The 16,542-nt window shown below is 70.9% G+C and carries 15 protein-coding genes, 1 pseudogene and 1 other annotated feature; of the genes and pseudogenes, 9 read left to right on the top strand and 7 right to left on the bottom strand.

Annotated features, from left to right (window positions below):
- Positions 1-23: 23 nt before the first annotated feature.
- Positions 24-1,247, top strand: coding sequence for an MFS transporter (locus ABD264_RS12155; protein ID WP_055083596.1), 1,224 nt, complete (start codon positions 24-26; stop codon positions 1,245-1,247).
- Between the two features lie 189 nt (positions 1,248-1,436).
- On the opposite strand, the gene ABD264_RS12150 is transcribed toward ABD264_RS12155, so the two are convergent.
- Complete coding sequence (locus tag ABD264_RS12150) at positions 1,437-1,805, bottom strand: GntR family transcriptional regulator (RefSeq protein WP_344206288.1); 369 nt, start codon at positions 1,803-1,805, stop codon at positions 1,437-1,439.
- Between the two features lie 97 nt (positions 1,806-1,902).
- Here ABD264_RS12150 and ABD264_RS12145 point away from each other — a divergent pair, with 97 nt between their 5' ends.
- The 6 genes from ABD264_RS12145 to ABD264_RS12120 all read left to right on the top strand — a co-directional run bounded on the left by ABD264_RS12145 (position 1,903) and on the right by ABD264_RS12120 (position 8,722).
- The gene (locus ABD264_RS12145) at positions 1,903-3,072 is read left to right on the top strand and encodes an acyl-CoA dehydrogenase family protein (RefSeq protein WP_425554339.1); all 1,170 of its coding nucleotides are present in this window, start codon (positions 1,903-1,905) and stop codon (positions 3,070-3,072) included.
- Positions 3,066-4,403, top strand: a complete 1,338-nt coding sequence (locus ABD264_RS12140; protein ID WP_344206283.1) for a PIG-L family deacetylase — start codon at positions 3,066-3,068, stop codon at positions 4,401-4,403. Before ABD264_RS12145 ends, ABD264_RS12140 begins: the two co-directional genes overlap by 7 nt.
- The gene (locus tag ABD264_RS12135; RefSeq protein ID WP_344206281.1) at positions 4,400-5,353 is read left to right on the top strand and encodes a glycosyltransferase family 2 protein; all 954 of its coding nucleotides are present in this window, start codon (positions 4,400-4,402) and stop codon (positions 5,351-5,353) included. Before ABD264_RS12140 ends, ABD264_RS12135 begins: the two co-directional genes overlap by 4 nt.
- Positions 5,354-5,421: 68 nt before the next feature.
- Positions 5,422-5,886, top strand: a complete 465-nt coding sequence (locus ABD264_RS12130; protein WP_344206279.1) for an SRPBCC domain-containing protein — start codon at positions 5,422-5,424, stop codon at positions 5,884-5,886.
- A 268-nt stretch (positions 5,887-6,154) separates the two neighbouring features.
- On the top strand, positions 6,155-7,378 hold the full coding sequence (locus ABD264_RS12125) for an MFS transporter (protein ID WP_344206277.1): 1,224 nt from the start codon (positions 6,155-6,157) through the stop codon (positions 7,376-7,378).
- Between the two features lie 249 nt (positions 7,379-7,627).
- On the top strand, positions 7,628-8,722 hold the full coding sequence (locus tag ABD264_RS12120; RefSeq protein ID WP_144943264.1) for a pyridoxal-phosphate-dependent aminotransferase family protein: 1,095 nt from the start codon (positions 7,628-7,630) through the stop codon (positions 8,720-8,722).
- Positions 8,723-8,883: 161 nt separating this feature from the next.
- On the opposite strand, the gene ABD264_RS12115 is transcribed toward ABD264_RS12120, so the two are convergent.
- The 4 genes from ABD264_RS12115 to ABD264_RS12100 form a co-directional block, all read right to left on the bottom strand.
- On the bottom strand, positions 8,884-9,438 hold the full coding sequence (locus ABD264_RS12115; protein WP_012399062.1) for a type 1 glutamine amidotransferase domain-containing protein: 555 nt from the start codon (positions 9,436-9,438) through the stop codon (positions 8,884-8,886).
- A 144-nt stretch (positions 9,439-9,582) separates the two neighbouring features.
- Entirely contained in the window at positions 9,583-10,545 is a 963-nt protein-coding gene (locus ABD264_RS12110) for an aldo/keto reductase (protein ID WP_012399061.1), read from the bottom strand.
- A gap of 84 nt (positions 10,546-10,629) precedes the next feature.
- Positions 10,630-11,565, bottom strand: coding sequence for a VOC family protein (locus tag ABD264_RS12105; RefSeq protein WP_425554337.1), 936 nt, complete (start codon positions 11,563-11,565; stop codon positions 10,630-10,632).
- 558 nt (positions 11,566-12,123) lie between these two features.
- Positions 12,124-12,903, bottom strand: coding sequence for a hypothetical protein (locus ABD264_RS12100; protein WP_144943262.1), 780 nt, complete (start codon positions 12,901-12,903; stop codon positions 12,124-12,126).
- A gap of 13 nt (positions 12,904-12,916) precedes the next feature.
- Between ABD264_RS12100 and ABD264_RS12095 the strand changes: the two are divergent.
- Positions 12,917-14,004 (top strand): annotated as a pseudogene (locus ABD264_RS12095) (copper amine oxidase); the annotation flags it as partial.
- Positions 14,005-14,483: 479 nt separating this feature from the next.
- A complete protein-coding gene (locus ABD264_RS12090; RefSeq protein WP_244944836.1) occupies positions 14,484-14,771 on the top strand; it encodes a hypothetical protein in 288 nt (95 codons plus the stop codon).
- Between the two features lie 114 nt (positions 14,772-14,885).
- On the opposite strand, the gene ABD264_RS12085 is transcribed toward ABD264_RS12090, so the two are convergent.
- The gene (locus ABD264_RS12085; protein ID WP_145011165.1) at positions 14,886-15,737 is read right to left on the bottom strand and encodes a methyltransferase domain-containing protein; all 852 of its coding nucleotides are present in this window, start codon (positions 15,735-15,737) and stop codon (positions 14,886-14,888) included.
- Positions 15,738-15,834: 97 nt separating this feature from the next.
- Positions 15,835-16,041: an IS3 family transposase gene (locus tag ABD264_RS12495; RefSeq protein ID WP_363785251.1), complete on the bottom strand. Its 207-nt coding sequence runs from the start codon at positions 16,039-16,041 to the stop codon at positions 15,835-15,837.
- A gap of 61 nt (positions 16,042-16,102) precedes the next feature.
- Positions 16,103-16,233, bottom strand: a sequence feature (AL1L pseudoknot).
- Positions 16,234-16,542 lie beyond the last annotated feature (309 nt).

Raw genomic sequence — 16,542 nt, 5'->3', positions numbered from 1 at the left:
ACCCGCACCCACCGAGGAGAACCATGTCCACCGCCCCCGTCGCCGCGGCGACACCGAACCTGAAGCAGGGCCAGCTCAGGAACCTCGTGCTGGCCACCCTGGCCTCCACCGTGGGGTTCTGGGCGTGGACCGTGATCGGGCCGCTGTCCAAGCGCTACGCCACGGAGATGCACCTGAGCCCGGGGCAGACGGCCATCCTGGTGGCCATGCCCATCTTCGTGGGCTCGATCGCCCGCGTGCCCGTGGGGGCGCTCACGGACAAGTTCGGCGGGCGGCTGATGTTCACGGTGATCCTGGGGGTCACCGCGCCGCTCGTGCTGCTCACCGGCGTGGTGGGGGGAATGCACAACTTCCCGCTGCTGGTGGTGGTCGCGTTCTTCCTGGGCATCGCGGGCACGGTCTTCGCGATCGGCATCCCGTTCTGCTCCGCGTGGTACGAGTCCCACCGCAAGGGCTTCGCCACGGGCGTGTTCGGTGCCGGCATGGTGGGCACCGCGGTCTCCGCGTTCTTCACCCCGCGGCTCGTGGCGGCCACCGGGTACTTCACGACGCACGTGATCATCGCCGCGATCGTGGCCGTCAGTGCGGTGCTGTGCTGGCTCATGCTGCGTGACTCCCCGGCGCGCGCGGGCGTCCCCGTGGAGCCGGTGGTGCCGAAGCTGAAGGCGGCGTTCAAGCTCAAGGTCACGTGGCAGCTGTGCTTCCTCTACGCCGTGGTCTTCGGCGCGTTCGTGGCGTTCTCCAACTACCTGCCCACGTACCTCGCCAACGTCTACTCGTACGACCCCACCGCCGCCGGCACCCGCACCGCGGGCTTCGCGGTCGCGGCCGTGATCGCCCGCCCCGTGGGCGGCACCCTCGCGGACAAGCTCGGGCCCAAGGTCATCACGCTGCTGTCCCTGGCCGGGACCATCGTGTGCGCGGTGCTCGTGGCGTTCCAGCCCAGCGGCGAGCACGTGTACGGTCCGCTGTTCCTGCTCATGGCACTGTTCCTGGGCCTCGGCACCGGCGGCGTGTTCGCGTGGGTGGGCCGGGCGACGCCGGCGGCGAACGTGGGCACCGTGGGCGGCGTGATCGCCGCGGCCGGTGGTCTGGGCGGCTACTTCCCGCCGCTGGTCATGGGCGCCACCTACGACCCGGAGAACAACTCCTACTTCGTAGGCCTCATGCTCCTGGCCGTGTTCTGCCTCGCGGCGCTGCTGCTCTCGCTCGTGGTGCGCCACGGCGGGCGGGACCGGGAGGACTGAGCCACCCGCACGACTGCAGACCGCGCCTCGCCCTGCTGGACACCGTGACCGGTGGATGGCAGGGCGACGTCGTTCCGGCCACGGGCGGCACGGGGCACCTGCCGCGGTGCAGTCCCTGGCGCAGTCAGCCCCGCACAGGGGCAGCTCGGGGCATCGGGCCCCGGGTACTCCGGGCGGCCACAGGGGCGGTCAGCCCTGGGCGCGGCGGTCCAGCGCGCGCTCCACGAGCGCCACGCACTCCTGCGGCGAGTAGTGCAGGCGGTCCGCGACCACCGTGAGGTAGTCGACGACGGCGCGCGCCGCGGCGTCGTTCCGCTCGTCACGGCCCTGCGCGATGAAGGTGCCCTTGCGCCCGCGCGTCTCGATGATCCCGCGCGTCTCCATCTCGCGGTAGGCCTTGGCCACGGTGCCCGCGGCGAGACCCAGCTCAGCGGCGAGCGCGCGCACCGGCGGGATCCTGTCGCCCACCGCGAGCTCGCCGGTGGAGACGTCCCGCAGCACGCACTCCACGAGCTGCTCGTACACCGGGGTGGTGGTGTGGGGGTCGAGCGTGAACATGGGTGCGCCTTTCCGTCGTGTGTCTTCATCGTAGGACCCGTCCCACCCCCGGCGGGGTGCGGTGGAGACGCCCATCACTGCACGTAGGCTGATGTTTGTGTCCGTGCATGCAGAACTCCCATTTCCGCCCGCCGCGGTCCCCGATCCGCAGGCCGTGCGTGCCTTCGTCGACCACGCCCTGGACCGGGCCCGCGAGCTCGGGTGTCGGCTGCCCGCCCCGGGGGAGGGGCGCACGGCCGAGCTGTGGCGCTCACTGAGCGGTCTCGGGCGCACCGATCTGGCGTGCGCGCGCATCATCGAGCCCCACCTGGACGCCGTTGCGATCCTGCGGCAGGCCGGCCGCGTGGACCTCGTCAGCGACCACGACACCTGGGCCGTGTGGGCTGCCGAGGGTCCGGGGGAGCCGCTGCTGGCCACGCCGAGCGGCCCGGCGGCGTCGCCGGAGCAGACAGCAGACACCGATCCCACCCGCTCCACCGACCCCGGGCTGCCCGGCCACCCCGCAACCTGCCCCGGCGCCCCGGCGGCGAGCGGCGTCGTCCCCGCCGAGACGTGGACGCTCACCGGCACCAAGCCGTGGTGCTCGCTCGCGGACTCCGTGACGCGCGCCGTCGTGACCGCCCACGTGGCGGACTCCCACGGCAACCCCACGGGCCACCGCCGCGCGTTCGTCGTGGCCACGGACCACCCCGGGTTCGCCCCGGAACCGGCCTCGGAGTGGACCTCGCACGGCCTCGCGGAGGTCACCACCGTGCCGGTGAGCTTCGAGCACGTCCCCGCCGAGCCGCTGGGCGCGGACGAGTGGTACCTGACGCGCCCCGGCTTCGCGTGGGGCGGCATGGGCGTGGCGGCCGTCTGGCTGGGCGGCGCGCAGGCCGTCGCGGACCTGCTCTGGGAGCAGCTGCGACACCCCCGCCGCCCGCCGGACGACGCCGCCCTCACCGCTCTCGGCCGCCTGGACCTCGAGCTAGGCGCCGCCCGCGCCGTCCTGGACCGTGCAGCCCTCGCGGTGGACGACGGCGACGCCGCCGGGGACCGTGGCGCGGCCTGGGCCCTGCGCGTGCGCCGCACGGTCGCCGACGCCGCCGAGACGGTGATCCGCGTGGTCTCCCGCGCCACGGGACCCGGCCCGCTCACCGGGGACCCGGCGCACATTCGGCGTGTGGAGTCCCTGCAGGTCTACATCCGCCAGGACCACGCGGAGAGGGACACCGCCGCCCTCGGCCGCACACTGCTCGAGCTGGGGGAGGAGGACACCCCGTGGTGAGCTTCGACCACCGGGACCCCGGCACTCCGGAGGCGCAGTGGGCCCGCTGCGGCGCCCTGTACCGCGCCCCGGAACTGGACCTGGCCGGGGTGGACCGGGTCGTCGTCTTCGCCGCCCACCCGGACGACGAGACCCTCGGAGCGGGCGGTACCGTCCACCGGCTGGTGCGGGCCGGGGCGGACGTCCGCGTGGTGGTGGCCACGCTCGGGGAGAACTCGCACCCGGACTCCACCACGTACGCCTCGCACGAGCTGGCCGAGGTCCGGCGCGAGGAGATGGTGGCCGCCCTGCGCACGCTCGTGGGCCCGGACGCCGCCCCCCACTTCCTGGACCTCTCGGACGGCTCGCTCACGGAGGAGCAGCTGCGCGCCCCGGTGGCGGAGCACGTCGCGTGGGCGGAGCAGGGCCGGAAGCCCCTGGTGCTCTCCACGTGGGAGCAGGACGGCCACACGGACCACGACACCCTGGGCCGCACCGTGGCGCTCGCCGCCGGAGCGCGAGGTGTGCGCTGCGTCCAGTTCCCGGTGTGGCTGTGGCACTGGGGCTCGCCCACGCGTCTGCCGCGCGGCCTCGTGCGGGTGCCGCTCGGCGACGTCGACCGTGCCGCCAAGCGCGCCGCCCTCGACCACCACGTGACCCAGGTGCGCCCCCTCTCGGACCGTCCCGGGGACGAAGTGCTGCTGGGCGAGCACGTGCTGGCGCACTTCGAGCGCCCGGCCGAGTTCTTCGTGGTGGCGACCCCGGACCAGAGCGCGGTCTTCGACCGCGTGCACACGGCCACCGCGGACCCCTGGGGAGTGGACACCTCCTGGTACGAGCGGCGCAAGCGAGATGTGCTGCTCGCGAGCCTGCCCTGGCAGCACTACGACCGCGTGCTCGACATCGGCTGCTCCACGGGCGCGCTCACGGCGGAGCTCGCCCAGCGGGCGGGTGCCGTGACCGCGGTGGACGCGAGCGACGTCGCCCTGCGCGCTGCCCGCGCCCGGCTCGCGGAGGAGGACCTCGAGAACGTCGAGCTCGTCCACGCCGTGCTGCCCGCGGACTGGCGTGAGGACTGGACCGGCCGGGATCTGGTGGTCGTGAGCGAGATGGGCTACTTCTGCTCTCCCGTGCAGTGGCACGAGCTGCTCGGGCGTTGCGTGGCCGCTCTGCGACCGGACGGGCACCTGGTGCTGTGCCACTGGCGCCACCCCATCGCGGACTGGCCGCTGGACGGTGCGGACGTGCACCGTGAGGCCCGCCGCCGCCCGGAGCTGAGGCGCGTGGTCAGCCATCGCGAGCGGGACTTCGAACTGGAGATCTTCGACCTCGTGCCTCGGGACGAGCCGTGATCCACCGGGTGGCCGTGGTCGTCCCGGCCTGCAACGAGGAGCAGCGCGTGGGGCGGTGCATCACGTCGGTGGCCGCGGCCATCGCGTCGGCCTGCGCCGTGACCGGCATGACGGGGACGCCGTCGCGATCCACACCCCTGCCCAGCTCTGCGACACCGGAGCCTGCGGGACCGGGCAACGCCGCCGCCGCGCCGCTCGCCGGCGCCCAGCCGTCGCCTCCCGCCGCACCCGTCGTGTCCACGCCGCTCCACGTGACGGTGGTGCTCGCCGCGGACGCGTGCACCGACCGCACGGTGGAACGCGCGAGGACCGCGTGGGCGGCGTCGGGACTGGCTGCAGAGGCAGCGCGGCTAAAGGTGGTGACGGGGACGTGGCGCAGCGCGGGCGGGGCCCGGGCGGCCGCGGCGTCGTGGGCCCTGGCGAACAGTCGGCCGGAGTGGATCGCGTCCACGGACGCGGACACCGCCGTGCCCGCGCACTGGCTGACGCACCAGCTGGGGCGTGCGGCGCACGGGGTGGACGTGGTCCTCGGCACCGTGGAACCGGACCCCTCGGAGTGCCCGGTGGCCGTGTACCGCCTGTGGCAGCGGGAGCACACGCTTGCGGAGGGCCACCCGCACATCCATGCCGCCAGCATGGGGGTTCGTGCGGCGTGCTACGAACGCGCCGGGGGCTTTCCGCCACTGGAGTGCAGCGAGGATGAGGCACTCGTGGCCGCGCTGCACCGGACGGGAGCGCGTATCGAGGCCACGGACCGGATCCGGGCCATCACCTCCGCGCGGTTCGAGGGTCGCGCCGAGCTCGGGTTCGCCCACCACCTGCTGGGCCTCGCACAGCTGGCCGGTCAGCCGGAGAAGGCGCCGCGGCCGGGGCCCGCGCAGCCACCGCGGCCCGAGCCAGCAGGCCGCCCGAACGGCGCGAGGTTCTTCGCCCACCGCAAAAACACTTGAACACCCAGCCCCGGTCCTGGCTACTCTGAAACGGAACAGAGACACGTCACCACCACAGGAGGTACCTCGTGAGCGAGAAGAGCATTACCGTCAGCCGTGTCATCGACGCCCCGGCGGAGGAGATCTTCGAGGTCTTGACACTGCCCGCCAAGCACCCCAGCCTGGACGCCTCCGGAACCGTCGTCTCCGGCACGGACCAGCGCATCCAGAACGTCGGCGACGTCTTCGTGATGAACATGCACGCCGAGATGATGGGTGGGGACTACAAGACGGAGAACCACGTCACCGGTCTTGACCCCAACAAGCTCATCGCGTGGAAGCCCTGCCCCGAGGGCACCACCGTGGAGGACAACGGCTGGGAGTGGATGTACGAGTTGCAGCCCGAGGGCTCGGACTCCACCACCGTGACCCTCACCTACTCGTGGGAGCACGCCAACCCCAAGGTGACGAAGAAGATCAGCTTCCCGCTCTTCGGCGAGAAGGTTCTGGAGGAGTCCCTCGAGCGGCTTGCCTCCACCGTCGCCGGCTCCTGACACTGCGCGGAGCGGTGTGCCCCGCGCCAGAATGACCGTTCGCCCGCGTCCTCCCCAGGGAGGACGCGGGCGTCGTCGTGTCCGGGGCGGTGCCGCCGCTTCCGCGTGACTCCCGCACGACGCCGCACGGAAACCTCGCGTGGGAGCGGCCCGGGCCCGGGCGCGCACCGGGCGTACCCTGGCCGAGGTCGTGCACGAATGGTACGGCCGGGCCCGGGAAGACGCAGCTGCCCGGGCAGGGCAGTCGCAGCAGGAGGTGCATCCGGGTATGGGATCGTCACGCAGGGCGTGGGAGGGCTACGACAGGGGGAGCTCGGGCTATCGGCGCATCCTTGTGGCGCTGCTGTGCGCGGGCGTGGCCACGTTCGCGCAGCTGTACTCGGTGCAGGGCGTGCTTCCCATCATGGCCGAGGACCTGCACGTGGACGCCGCCCAGTCCGCGCTCGCCGTCTCTGCGGCCACGCTGGGGCTCGCGGTGGGAGTGATCCCGTGGTCGCTCGTCTCGGACCGGTGGGGGCGGCTGCGGGCCATGGTGATCGCCGTCGTGGCGGCCACGTGCCTGGGCGTGCTCATGGGGTTCATGCCCACGTTCGAGGCGTTGGTGGCCCCGCGGTTTGTGGAGGGCATGGCCCTGGGCGGCATCCCGGCGGTGGCCATGGCCTATCTCGCGGAGGAAGTCAGCCCCCGCTACGGCGCAGTGGCCGCCGGGACCTACATCTCCGGGACCAGCCTGGGCGGACTGTTCGGGCGGATCGTCGCCGCACCCCTCGCGGACTTCTTCGGTTGGCGGGTGGGCACGTCCGTCGTTGCCCTGCTCGCCGCTGCGGCTGCGGTGGTGTTCATCGTGCTCGCGCCACGGCAGCGCGGGTTCACGCCCCAACCGGTGCGGCTCACGGGTGAGCAGGGACTGCTCTCCCACCTGTGGCTCAACCTCCGGGACCGGCGGCTGCTCACGCTCTACCTGCAGGGCTTCCTGCTCATGGGCGGGTTCGTGGCCGTCTACAACTACATCGGCTTCCACCTGGGCGAGGCGCCGTTCGGCGTGCCCCAGAGTGTGGTGTCCGTGCTGTTTTTGGCGTACCTCTCCGGCACGTGGTCCTCTGCACGGGCCGGCGGCCTCGCGGGGCGGTTCGGACGCCGCCCCGTGCTGCTCGGCTCCGCACTGGTCATGCTCACGGGTCTGCTGCTCACCGCCGTGCCGTGGCTGCCCGTGATTGTGGCGGGGCTGCTCGTGTTCACGGCCGGGTTCTTCGCGGCGCACTCCGTGGCCAACGGGTGGGTTCCCGCCCTCGCCACAGAGGGGCGCGCCCAGGCGTCCTCGCTGTACACCCTGCTCTACTACGGCGGTTCGTCAGTGCTCGGCTACGCGGTGGGCGTGCCCTTCACCGCCGCGGGATGGAACGGGGCGGTGCTGTGCATCGCGGGGTTGATCGTGGCGGCCGTGGTGCTCGCGCTGACTTTCCTGCCGCGAGCGGCAGCATCCTGCCGATAGGCCACCTCGGACGAGTTCGAGGTCGCCGCGGAGCCCAGAAGGCAATATCTTGCCGGTCTGCGGGTGAGCCTGGAATGACGGCAGACGTGCAGCGCCTGCATCTGCGCGCGCGGGGATCGCGCCGGGTGTGATCTGGCTCTACGCTGGAGGCGGCCCCGCACACCAACGCGCGCCGCCGTCCGCCGGTGCTCCCGCGGACACCGCCCCGCGAGGACGCGAGTTCGGATGGCGCAGTCAGGAGACCCTTCCATGAGCGACATCCTCACCGTCCGCCACCTGTTCGGCCCAGGCCCCACCAACCCGTACCCGGAGGCCACCGAGGCGCTGGCCCGTCCGCTGCTCGGTCACCTGGACCCCCAGTTCCTCGCCGTCATGGACAGCGCCTGCGACGGTCTCCGGACGGTGTGGGGCACCGAGAACCGCCGCACGCTCCCGCTCTCGGCCACCGGTTCCGCTGGTATGGAGGCGGCGTTCGTGAACTTCGTGAACCCGGGGGATCCCGTGGTGATCGCGGTCAACGGCCTGTTCGGGGAGCGCATGTGCGATGTCGCTGCCCGTTGCGGCGCCGAGGTCACCCGCGTGGACTTTCCCTTCGGTGAGCCCGTGGACGCCCAGAAGGTGGCCGCCGCGCACCCCTCACCCAAGATCATCGCCGCCGTGCACGCGGAGACCTCCACGGGTGTGCGCTCGGACATCGCCGCTCTCGGCGCGCTCAAGGGGGATGCGCTGCTGCTCGTGGATGCCGTGACCTCCATCGGCGGCATCGAGCTGAAGGCGGACGAGTGGGGGATCGACATCGGCTACGCCGGCACCCAGAAGTGCCTGGGCGTGGCTCCCGGTCTGGCTCCGTTCACCGTGTCGGACCGCGCCTGGGAGCGCCGTGTGGAGAAGCCCCGCTCGTGGTACCTGGACCTGGGTATGCTCGGCGGCTACGTGGGGGAGGCCTCCGGGGCCACCCGCACGTACCACCACACCGCGCCGGTGGCGATGGTCGCCTCCCTGGAGGCTGGTCTGCGCCGCGTCCTGGCGGAGGGACTCGACGCCGTCCGCGCCCGTCACGATGCCGCTGGCCGTGCGCTGCAGGACGGTCTGCAGGAGATGGGCCTGGAGCTGTTCGCCCGGGAGGGGTACCGTCTGCCGGAGCTGACTACCGTGAAGGTTCCCGAGGCAGTGGACTCCGCAGCCGTCCGCAGGGAGCTGCTGGAGACCTACAACATCGAGATCGGCCCCGGGGTGAAGGAGTACGCGAACACCGTGTGGCGCATCGGACTCATGGGTCCGAACGCGTGCCCCGAGTCGGTGACGCTCATTCTCGGCGCGCTGAGGAACGTGCTGGGCCGCTGACCGCCCACGGCTGCTGAGCGGCCGCGCCGGTCGCGCGCCCCTCGGCCGGCCACCCCGGTGGGCGACGCCGGGCGGCAGGAACCAGCAGGCTGACCCACGAGAACGGCGGGCCCCACCGGGGTGGTGGGGCCCGCCGACGTGGTGCGGTGTGAGCGTGGGGATCAGGCCGTGAGCTGGTCCTCGATGGCGCCCACGAACGCGTCCAGGTCACCGGGGTTGCGGGAGGTGATCAGGGTCCACTCCTTGGCGGGGCACACCTTGACCTCCTGGTCCACCCAGTTGCCGCCGGCGTTGACGATGTCCGTCTTCACAGACGGGTAGGACGTCAGGGTCTTTCCGTCCACCAGGCCGGTCTCCACGAGCAGCCACGGGCCGTGGCACAAGGCGGCCACTGGGCGGCCGGAGGACGCGAAGGCCTTGGCGGTCTTCTGTGCGTCCTGGTCCAAGCGCAGGGCGTCTGCGTTGAGGGTCCCGCCGGGCAGCAGCAGCAGGTCGTACTCGGACTCGTTGACGCTGGAGATGGTCTGGTCCACGGGGAAGGTCTCCCCCCGGTCCCAGTCGCCCACGAGGGACTTCACCTCGCCGGTCTCGGGGGCGGCCACCGTAACCTCCGCCCCGTCAGCCCGCAACTTCTCCAGGGGCACCTTCAATTCGTCCTGCTCCACGCCCTGGTTGGTCACCAGAACGAGAATCTTCTTGCCGGATAGTTCAGCCATTGTCGAGAATCCTTTCTCTTGGTTGGTGGCTCCACTGTGGCACCGCGGCACTTTCCCTGGCAAGGGTGTCCCCGCCGGTTCCGCTGTCAGCGACACGATCATGACGCCGCCGCGCGGCGTCTGCTGCGTGCACCCAGCGTCCCCTCACGCGAAGGGCTGCGACACCCGGTCCAGTGCGGCGATGTCGTCCGCGCCCAGGTGCAGTGCGGGCGCCGCCACCAGCGAGGACAGCTGCGCGGCGGAGGATGCGGAAGCAATGGGTGCGGTGACGCCCTTGGCGAGCAGCCATGCGAGGGCCACGGTGGCCGGCTCGGCGCGGTGCCTGTCCGCCACGGAGACCAGTTCCTCCACAACCGCGAAGCCCTCGGGGGAGACGTACTCCCGGGCCATCTGCTCGCGGGCCGCTCCTTCGAGGTCATCGGTGGTGCGGTACTTGCCCGTGAGGAAGCCGGAGGCCAGGGAGAAGTAGGGGAACACGGCAGCGTCGTACTCCTGGGCGATCGCGGCGTAGTCCCGCTCGAAATCGCGGCGGTGCACCAGGTTGTACTGCGGCTGGATGGCCGCGGGAACCGCCATGCCGCGCTCGCGGGCCACCGTGAAGAACTCGCGCATGCGCTGCGGCGAGTAGTTGGACAGCCCTACTGCGTGCACGCGCCCGGAGTCCACGAGCTCGTGAAAGGTTTCCACTTGCTGCTCGATGGGCGTGTCCGCGTCGTCATAGTGTGCGTAGTAGAGGTCCACGTAGCCGGTCTGCAACCGGTCGAGGGACGCCTCGAGAGAAGCCACCACGGTGTCGTGAGCCAGGCCGCGGAACTGCGGGTGCGCACCGGTCTTGGTCGCGAGCACCACGGAGTCACGGTTGCCGCGCGCCGCGAACCAGCGCCCCAGAACCGTCTCGGACTCCCCGCCCTCGTGGCCCTCGGCCCACACGGAGTACATGTCCGCGGTGTCCACGAAGTTTCCGCCCGCGGCCACGAAGGTGTCCAGGACGTCGAAGGACTGCTGCTCGTCGCTCGTCCACCCGAACGTGTTCCCGCCCAGGTTCAGCCGGAAGATCTCCTGCTCGATCCCGGCGATCCGTGCGGTGGTGGGTGCGTGCTGGCTCATGAGAACCTCCTGCGGTGGTGTGGTGGCCGGTCGGGGCCTTTTCCCTGGCGACTGTAGCAAGCCGACATGACGGGGCGGGCAGTGTCAGGCGACGCCCGGCGCGGGGGCCTGCGCGACCTGGATGAGCGTGCCCCAGGGGTCCTCGAAGCGCAGCACGGCGCCATCGTGGCGGGTGGCCACGCGGTGGTCCGTGAGGCGCTCCTCCAGTGCGGCGATTTCCTCGCCGGTGGGGAGGTCGATGTTGACCTGGCCCAGGCCCAGGGACGCGGCGCGCGGACCGGCGCCCGCGCTGTTCCACGTGTTCAGAGCGATGTGGTGGTGGTAGCCGCCCGCAGAGATGAACAGGGCGGACCCGGCGTCGCTCATCACCTCGAAGCCGAGCGTGTCCACGTAGAACTCGCGCCCGGTGGGAATGTCGCCCACCTGCAGGTGGACGTGACCCAGCGTGGAGGCCGGTGCCGTGGTCGGCTGTGGCGCCTCCAGGGACAGATTCGTGCGCAAGAACTCGTTCGGGTCCAGATAGTTGGAGGCCAGGCTGAGCAGGCCGTTCGCCTCGCGCTGCCAGGTCTCCCGGGGGCGGTCGGCATAGAGCTCCACGCCGTTGCCCTCGGGGTCCGTGAAGTAGAAGGCCTGACTGTAGAGGTGGTCCGCGGAACCCGTGAAGGTGCCCGGTGCGAAACGGGCCATCGAGGCGAGCGCGCGGGCCAGGGCGGCGTCGTCGTCGAAGAGCACGGCGGTGTGGAACAGGCCCGCCTGGTTCGGGCGCCAGGATGGCAGGTCCGTGACGCGGCGCAGGCGCAGGACCACGCGGCCGTCGTGGCCCAGTACGGCGGTGTCCCCGGAGTGCTGCAGGACGTCCAGGGTCACGCCGGTGGAGTAGTAGGCGATCATCCCGTCCAGGTCCTTCACGAGCAGCTCCACGGCACCCATGGTGGTGCCGTCGGAGAGCAGGTCGTCCGCCGGACGGCGGCGCAGGCTGCGGGGATCGGGGCGCTGGATGAGCAGGGACACGGGAACCACTTCCTTGTCGGGGGACGGCCCGGGAGGCCGCCGGAATACTCAACACATTACCTGGGAAATAGTTACTGCCGCAAGTACATCCGGGTAGAAATGTGGACGCACCGTCAACAAGCAGCCACCTTGTGATGGGCAATCACCACGTCGCCCCTCGGGCGGCCAACCGAACCTGACCACTCGTCCGAGCCCTGGTCCACGGGTCTGGATGTGTCGAGCAGAGAGGGGGCAGGCCCGTGGGGGAGTTTCTGTACCGGCGCCCCGAGCAGTTCCTCGCCGCCTGCTGGCGGCACCTGGGCCTCACGGCGGTGGCCACGGTGAGCCCTCGTGCTCGTCCTTTCCCTGGGCCTTGCACTGACCCGCGGCCCGCTGCCTCGATTCGGGTGTCCCGTGCTCGTGGCCGCGGGCATCGGAGAGGGGGCACCCGCCATCGGTCTGATGGTGCTGCTGGCGTGCGTCCCGGGCTTCGGGGTCCGCTCCTCGGTCGCGGGCCTCGTGGCCTGTGCGGTGCTCCCCGCTCTGCGGGTCTTCACGGCGGGGCGGGCACCCCCGCGCGGTGGGTGGTCAGCCGCCCTGCTCCTGGATGATCGCGATCTTCTGCCACACCTTCCGCGCCATGTCCGACGTGAGGGCCTCGATGCCCTCCACGGCGTCCAGCACGTCTGCGTCCGTGGTGTCCTCTGCGAACAGTGCGGCGGTCTTGCCCACGAGCGAGAGCATCTCCGTGCAGTAGTCCAGGTACTGGGTCATCTGTGCGCGCGTCAGTGCCGGTTCGTCCTCCCGCGCGTCCTCGGTGTAGACCCTGGCGGCGGGCAGGCGCTCCGGGACCTTCACGAGCTGGTGCATGTCGATCACGTGGGCGAGCGAGCGCAACCGGTGCACCACGCGCAGCACGCGGGCGCGCTCCAGGCGTTGCGGCACCGCGAGCAGGAAGAAGATGGCGATGCCCGCGAAGACGAGGTCGTTGACCACCGTCTCCAGCAGGGGTAGCCAGTCCACCGGGCCGAGGGCATCCGGGTCCGCCCAGATGCTCAGCGCCGCCAGGGTGATGGCGGTGCCGAAGACGAGCAGCACCGCCAGGACGCCCAGCCGGGACAGGGCGCGGGCGGTGCGGATCCGGTGCCGGCTGATGCCGCCACCCTCGGTGACCTCGTCCACCAGGGCGATCAGCTCACCGCAGACCTCCCACAGGCTGCGCTGGGGGAAGCGGGAGTAGATCCTGCGCTGCAGGGCGGCCGCGGACGCGCGCACGGCCTTGTCGTCTAGGTGCTGGTAGCGGCTCTCGGGCGGTGGCCCGTCGTCGTGGTCGTCGGGGCGGGCGGGAAGCGGGCGGAGCGAGCGCATCCCAGCAGGCTACGTGACCGGCCCGCCACCGGTGCTGGAGGAGGAGTTCGAGATGGTCGAGCAGACCCACTCGACCGACAAGCGCTGGCTCGCCGCGCTGGAGCGCTGCGGCCTGCCTGTGGAGAAGGTCCGGGTGGCACCACTGTCCGCGGGCGTGTTCGAGTACCCGGAGGAGAAGGGGCGGCGCATGCTGCGCGGCCTCCCGTTCCTGCAGAAGGAGGATCACAAGCCCGCGTGGACGTCACCAGCCACATGGTGGACCAGGTGCTGGACCCCGAGCTGGTGCCCGTCCCGGAGGAGCACGGCGAATACTCGGACCCGGAGCTGATCGGGCCCCGTGCACCACCCAGAAGCCCATCGAGATCATCCAGCCGGAGGGCCCGTCCTTCACGGTGACCGGCCGCAACCACATGGAGTGGGAGAAGTGGAGCCTGGACGTGGGCTTCGACATGCGCGAGGGGCTGGTGCTGCACAGCATCGCGTTCGAGGACAAGGGGCAGAAGCGCCGCATCCTGGACCGCGCGGCCATCGCGGAGATGATGGTGCCCTACGGTGATCCATCCCAGGTGCGCTCCTGGCAGAACTACTTCGACACCGGGGAGTACCTGGTGGGCCAGTGGGCCAACTCGCTGGAGCTCGGCTGCGACTGCCGGCGAGATCACCCACCTCTCGCCCGTGGTGGTCACGGGACGCGGTGAGCCGCGCGAGATCGCACCGAGGTTGGGTGGGCCGTTCCGCCAGCACGTGTTCTCGGCGCGCCTGGACGTCGCGCTCGACGGCGGCCCCTGCCGCCTGGAAGAGGAGGAAGACGCCGTGCGCGTGTCCCTGTCCTCGGACGTGAGCCCGCGCGGCAACGCGTTCACGCGCAAGTGCACCGTGCTGGCCACCGAGAGGGAGGCCGTGCGGGACGCCGACGCGGCCGTGGGCCGCACCTGGGTCGTCTCCAGCGTCGAGCACACCAATCGCCTGGGCCACCCGGTCGCGCACAGGCTGCGCCCCGAGAGCTTCTTCGACCGCTCGCCGGTCCTGGGCGTCCCCGCTCCCGCCAAGGGCAACTGCTGCGCGGGGGAGCAGGAGCAGTCCTGCGGCTGCGAGTCGTAGGACCACCCGCGCCGGTCTGTGCCGGCAGTGCGTGATCGAGGCGCCCACCCTTGGCGGGGGGTGTGCGTCTCCCGACGGCGCCGTGCCCGGCCTGTGTGAGGCGCGGAGTGGTGTCATGCCGGGCGGTTCGTTGAAGAACGGCTGGCCGATCACATTGCCTCCGGGGCGCTCTCCACACCCCGGTGGCCACCCTTCGCATCGCCACCATCGAAACGGGCCGCGGGACACCCCGACAGTTCCGCTCGGAAAAACTGCCCTTGACGCCACTCGTCTGCCGGGAGTGCTTGGAAACTTGCCAAAATCTCGGCTAGACCTCTCACATGAGCAACTGTCCAACTCGCCATGCCCTGGGCCGGATCGATGTGGTTACCCTTGAAGATCTTCCGGCGCTGAGTCGGGATGTCCCCTTAAACCTTTCAAACATCCGGGCTGGATGACCCGAATTTGAGCACGGTTTCGACTCCCTCAAGGGGCGGCGCATGCTGGGACTCCTCTACGGCGGACGGCATGTCTACCGAATGTGCTCAGTCCGTGTGGAGCGTGACGTCGACAACCCTCTAGACCTGGACGAGACAACCATTCCGGGTGGTGCCTACCTGAGGCTCCGTCTGCGGGGCGACGTGCCAGAGGTCTACGGACAGATCGGCGAAGCATTCGACGTCCTCTTTGGGCAGGCGGAGCACGACCCCACCCGGCCCTCGACTGAGAGTTACCGACGTGAGGGCGAGATCGACTGTCTCGTGCCCATCGTTCGGCAGCTCGAATGACAGGTCCTGAATCGCCTGGACAGGCCCCGCCGCGAGAGTGTGTTTCGCTCACGCAACGTGCCCACCACGACTGGAGCCATGAGAACCCCGCTGTCCGCGGCTCGCTGAGGGTGGTCAGACCCTTGTGCATCGTGCTGCGAAGTCGGGGCGGGCGATGACCTCCCCGTGGGGCATGCAGAACCAGGCGTCGGGGGAGTGGCCCCAGTCGTGCCAGGCGAAGGCGATCTGCTCGACCTCGTCGGGGGAGAGGCCCTCTTCCCGCGCTCGGTCGGCGAAACCCGAGGTGCGGACGCGCTCGGCCTGGGAATCGCCCCACCAGCGCGTCGACTCGGGGGTCGCGTAGGTCCATGTGGAGGACTGGGCGGTCTCGACGTCGAGCCCGGCCTCGTGCGCCCAGGCCCGCAGCCGCCGCCCGGCATCCGGTTCGCCGCCCAGAGCCCGGGCGCTCGCGCAGTACGTCTCCCGCCAACGGTCGAGACCCGCGCTCTCGGGGTGCCAGACCATGGCGCCGTAGTCGGCGTCGCGGCACGCGATGATTCCGTCCTCGGCGCAGTGCATAGCCATCGCGCGCAGCGCCGCCACGGGGTCGGGAACGTGCTGGAGCACCTGGTGGGCGTGGACCACGTCGAAGGAACCGGTCTCGACGTCCACGGTGAAAAGGTCGGAGGCGAGGAACGTGGTGGTCGTGTCCGCCCGCCTCCGCGCGTTCTCACGTGCCGCGGCGACGGCGTCCTCGGAGAAGTCGACGCCGACCACCTGCCCGGTGGGGCCCACGAGCTCCGCCAGGTCCAGGGTGATTGAACCGGGGCCGCACCCCAGGTCCAGAATTCGCATTCCGGGGCGCAGGCGGTCGAGGAAGTAGGCGCAGCTGGTCGCGGCCGTCCGCGTTCCGTGGGAGGCGAGGACCGCTGGCTGGTGGCCGTGGCTGTAGCGGAGAGGCGGGGCGGAATCGGGCGGGGTGGTCATGAGGGAACGGTAGGGCGTATGCGTGAGTGGCAAAAAGGCGAGGTCGCATGGTGAGACGAGCTGACGCAACCACTGGCGCCTCAGAGACCCGGGCGTGTCACCTGGCGCGTGGGACGAGCCTCACGAGATGTACTGACCGGCGACGTTGATGGGTCGAGACGCCGTCGTCGCTGTAACAGGTGTGGCGTGAATCGACCGTGCAACGCGCCACCCCGACCCCTTCCCGGCGCAGTTGGGCGTGGAGCTTCTTCGCGCCGTAGACCCCAAAATTTTTCGCGTGCACGCGCCGGATATCGACCAGCAGTTCCTCGTCGCGCAGTGCCCGCTTCGAGGGCGGGCGGGACGTGAACGCGTGGGTAGGTGCTCGGCGCGATCTGGGTGCCCGCTGCGGTGAGCGTGCGGCAGACCGGTTCGGCGCCGAACTCGTGCTTGTGCTGGTCGATGAACGTCACGATCATCTCTGTGGGCGGTCGAGCTCCGCTGCGAAAAAACCGCGGCCGATCGCAGGATCGCGTTCGCCCGGCGAAGCTCACGCACTTCCTTCTCCAACTCAGCCAGCCGATCGGCGTCGCCGGATCCCGTCGCGCGCCCATGGCCATCCTCGTGGCACTGTCCCGAAGTTCATCGGGGATACTTCCTCGGTGCTGCCATGAAGCTCGGTGCCCGGGAAGCAAACTTGGGCCTTGACCCCGAATCGTGGACACGGTGTCGTTTCGGTTATGCCGCTTCCGTGAGCGTAGCGGAGGCGGCGGTTTCGTAGGCGTTCGGGGCGATGTTCCCGATCGCGGAGTGGCGTCGGCGGGTG

Source organism: Kocuria salsicia, assembly GCF_039532055.1.
Taxonomy (GTDB): Bacteria; Actinomycetota; Actinomycetes; order Actinomycetales; family Micrococcaceae; genus Kocuria; species Kocuria salsicia.
This window is presented reverse-complemented; position numbering and strand designations above follow the sequence as displayed.

Coding starts and splice junctions, on each gene's coding strand:
- ABD264_RS12155 (WP_055083596.1), top strand. CDS start 24: ATGTCCACCGCCCCCGTCGCCGCGGCGACACCGAACCTGAAGCAGGGC.
- ABD264_RS12150 (WP_344206288.1), bottom strand. CDS start 1,805: ATGTTCACGCTCGACCCCCACACCACCACCCCGGTGTACGAGCAGCTC.
- ABD264_RS12110 (WP_012399061.1), bottom strand. CDS start 10,545: ATGAGCCAGCACGCACCCACCACCGCACGGATCGCCGGGATCGAGCAG.
- ABD264_RS12090 (WP_244944836.1), top strand. CDS start 14,484: ATGCTGGGACTCCTCTACGGCGGACGGCATGTCTACCGAATGTGCTCA.
- ABD264_RS12100 (WP_144943262.1), bottom strand. CDS start 12,903: ATGCGCTCGCTCCGCCCGCTTCCCGCCCGCCCCGACGACCACGACGAC.
- ABD264_RS12120 (WP_144943264.1), top strand. CDS start 7,628: ATGAGCGACATCCTCACCGTCCGCCACCTGTTCGGCCCAGGCCCCACC.
- ABD264_RS12085 (WP_145011165.1), bottom strand. CDS start 15,737: ATGACCACCCCGCCCGATTCCGCCCCGCCTCTCCGCTACAGCCACGGC.
- ABD264_RS12125 (WP_344206277.1), top strand. CDS start 6,155: ATGGGATCGTCACGCAGGGCGTGGGAGGGCTACGACAGGGGGAGCTCG.
- ABD264_RS12115 (WP_012399062.1), bottom strand. CDS start 9,438: ATGGCTGAACTATCCGGCAAGAAGATTCTCGTTCTGGTGACCAACCAG.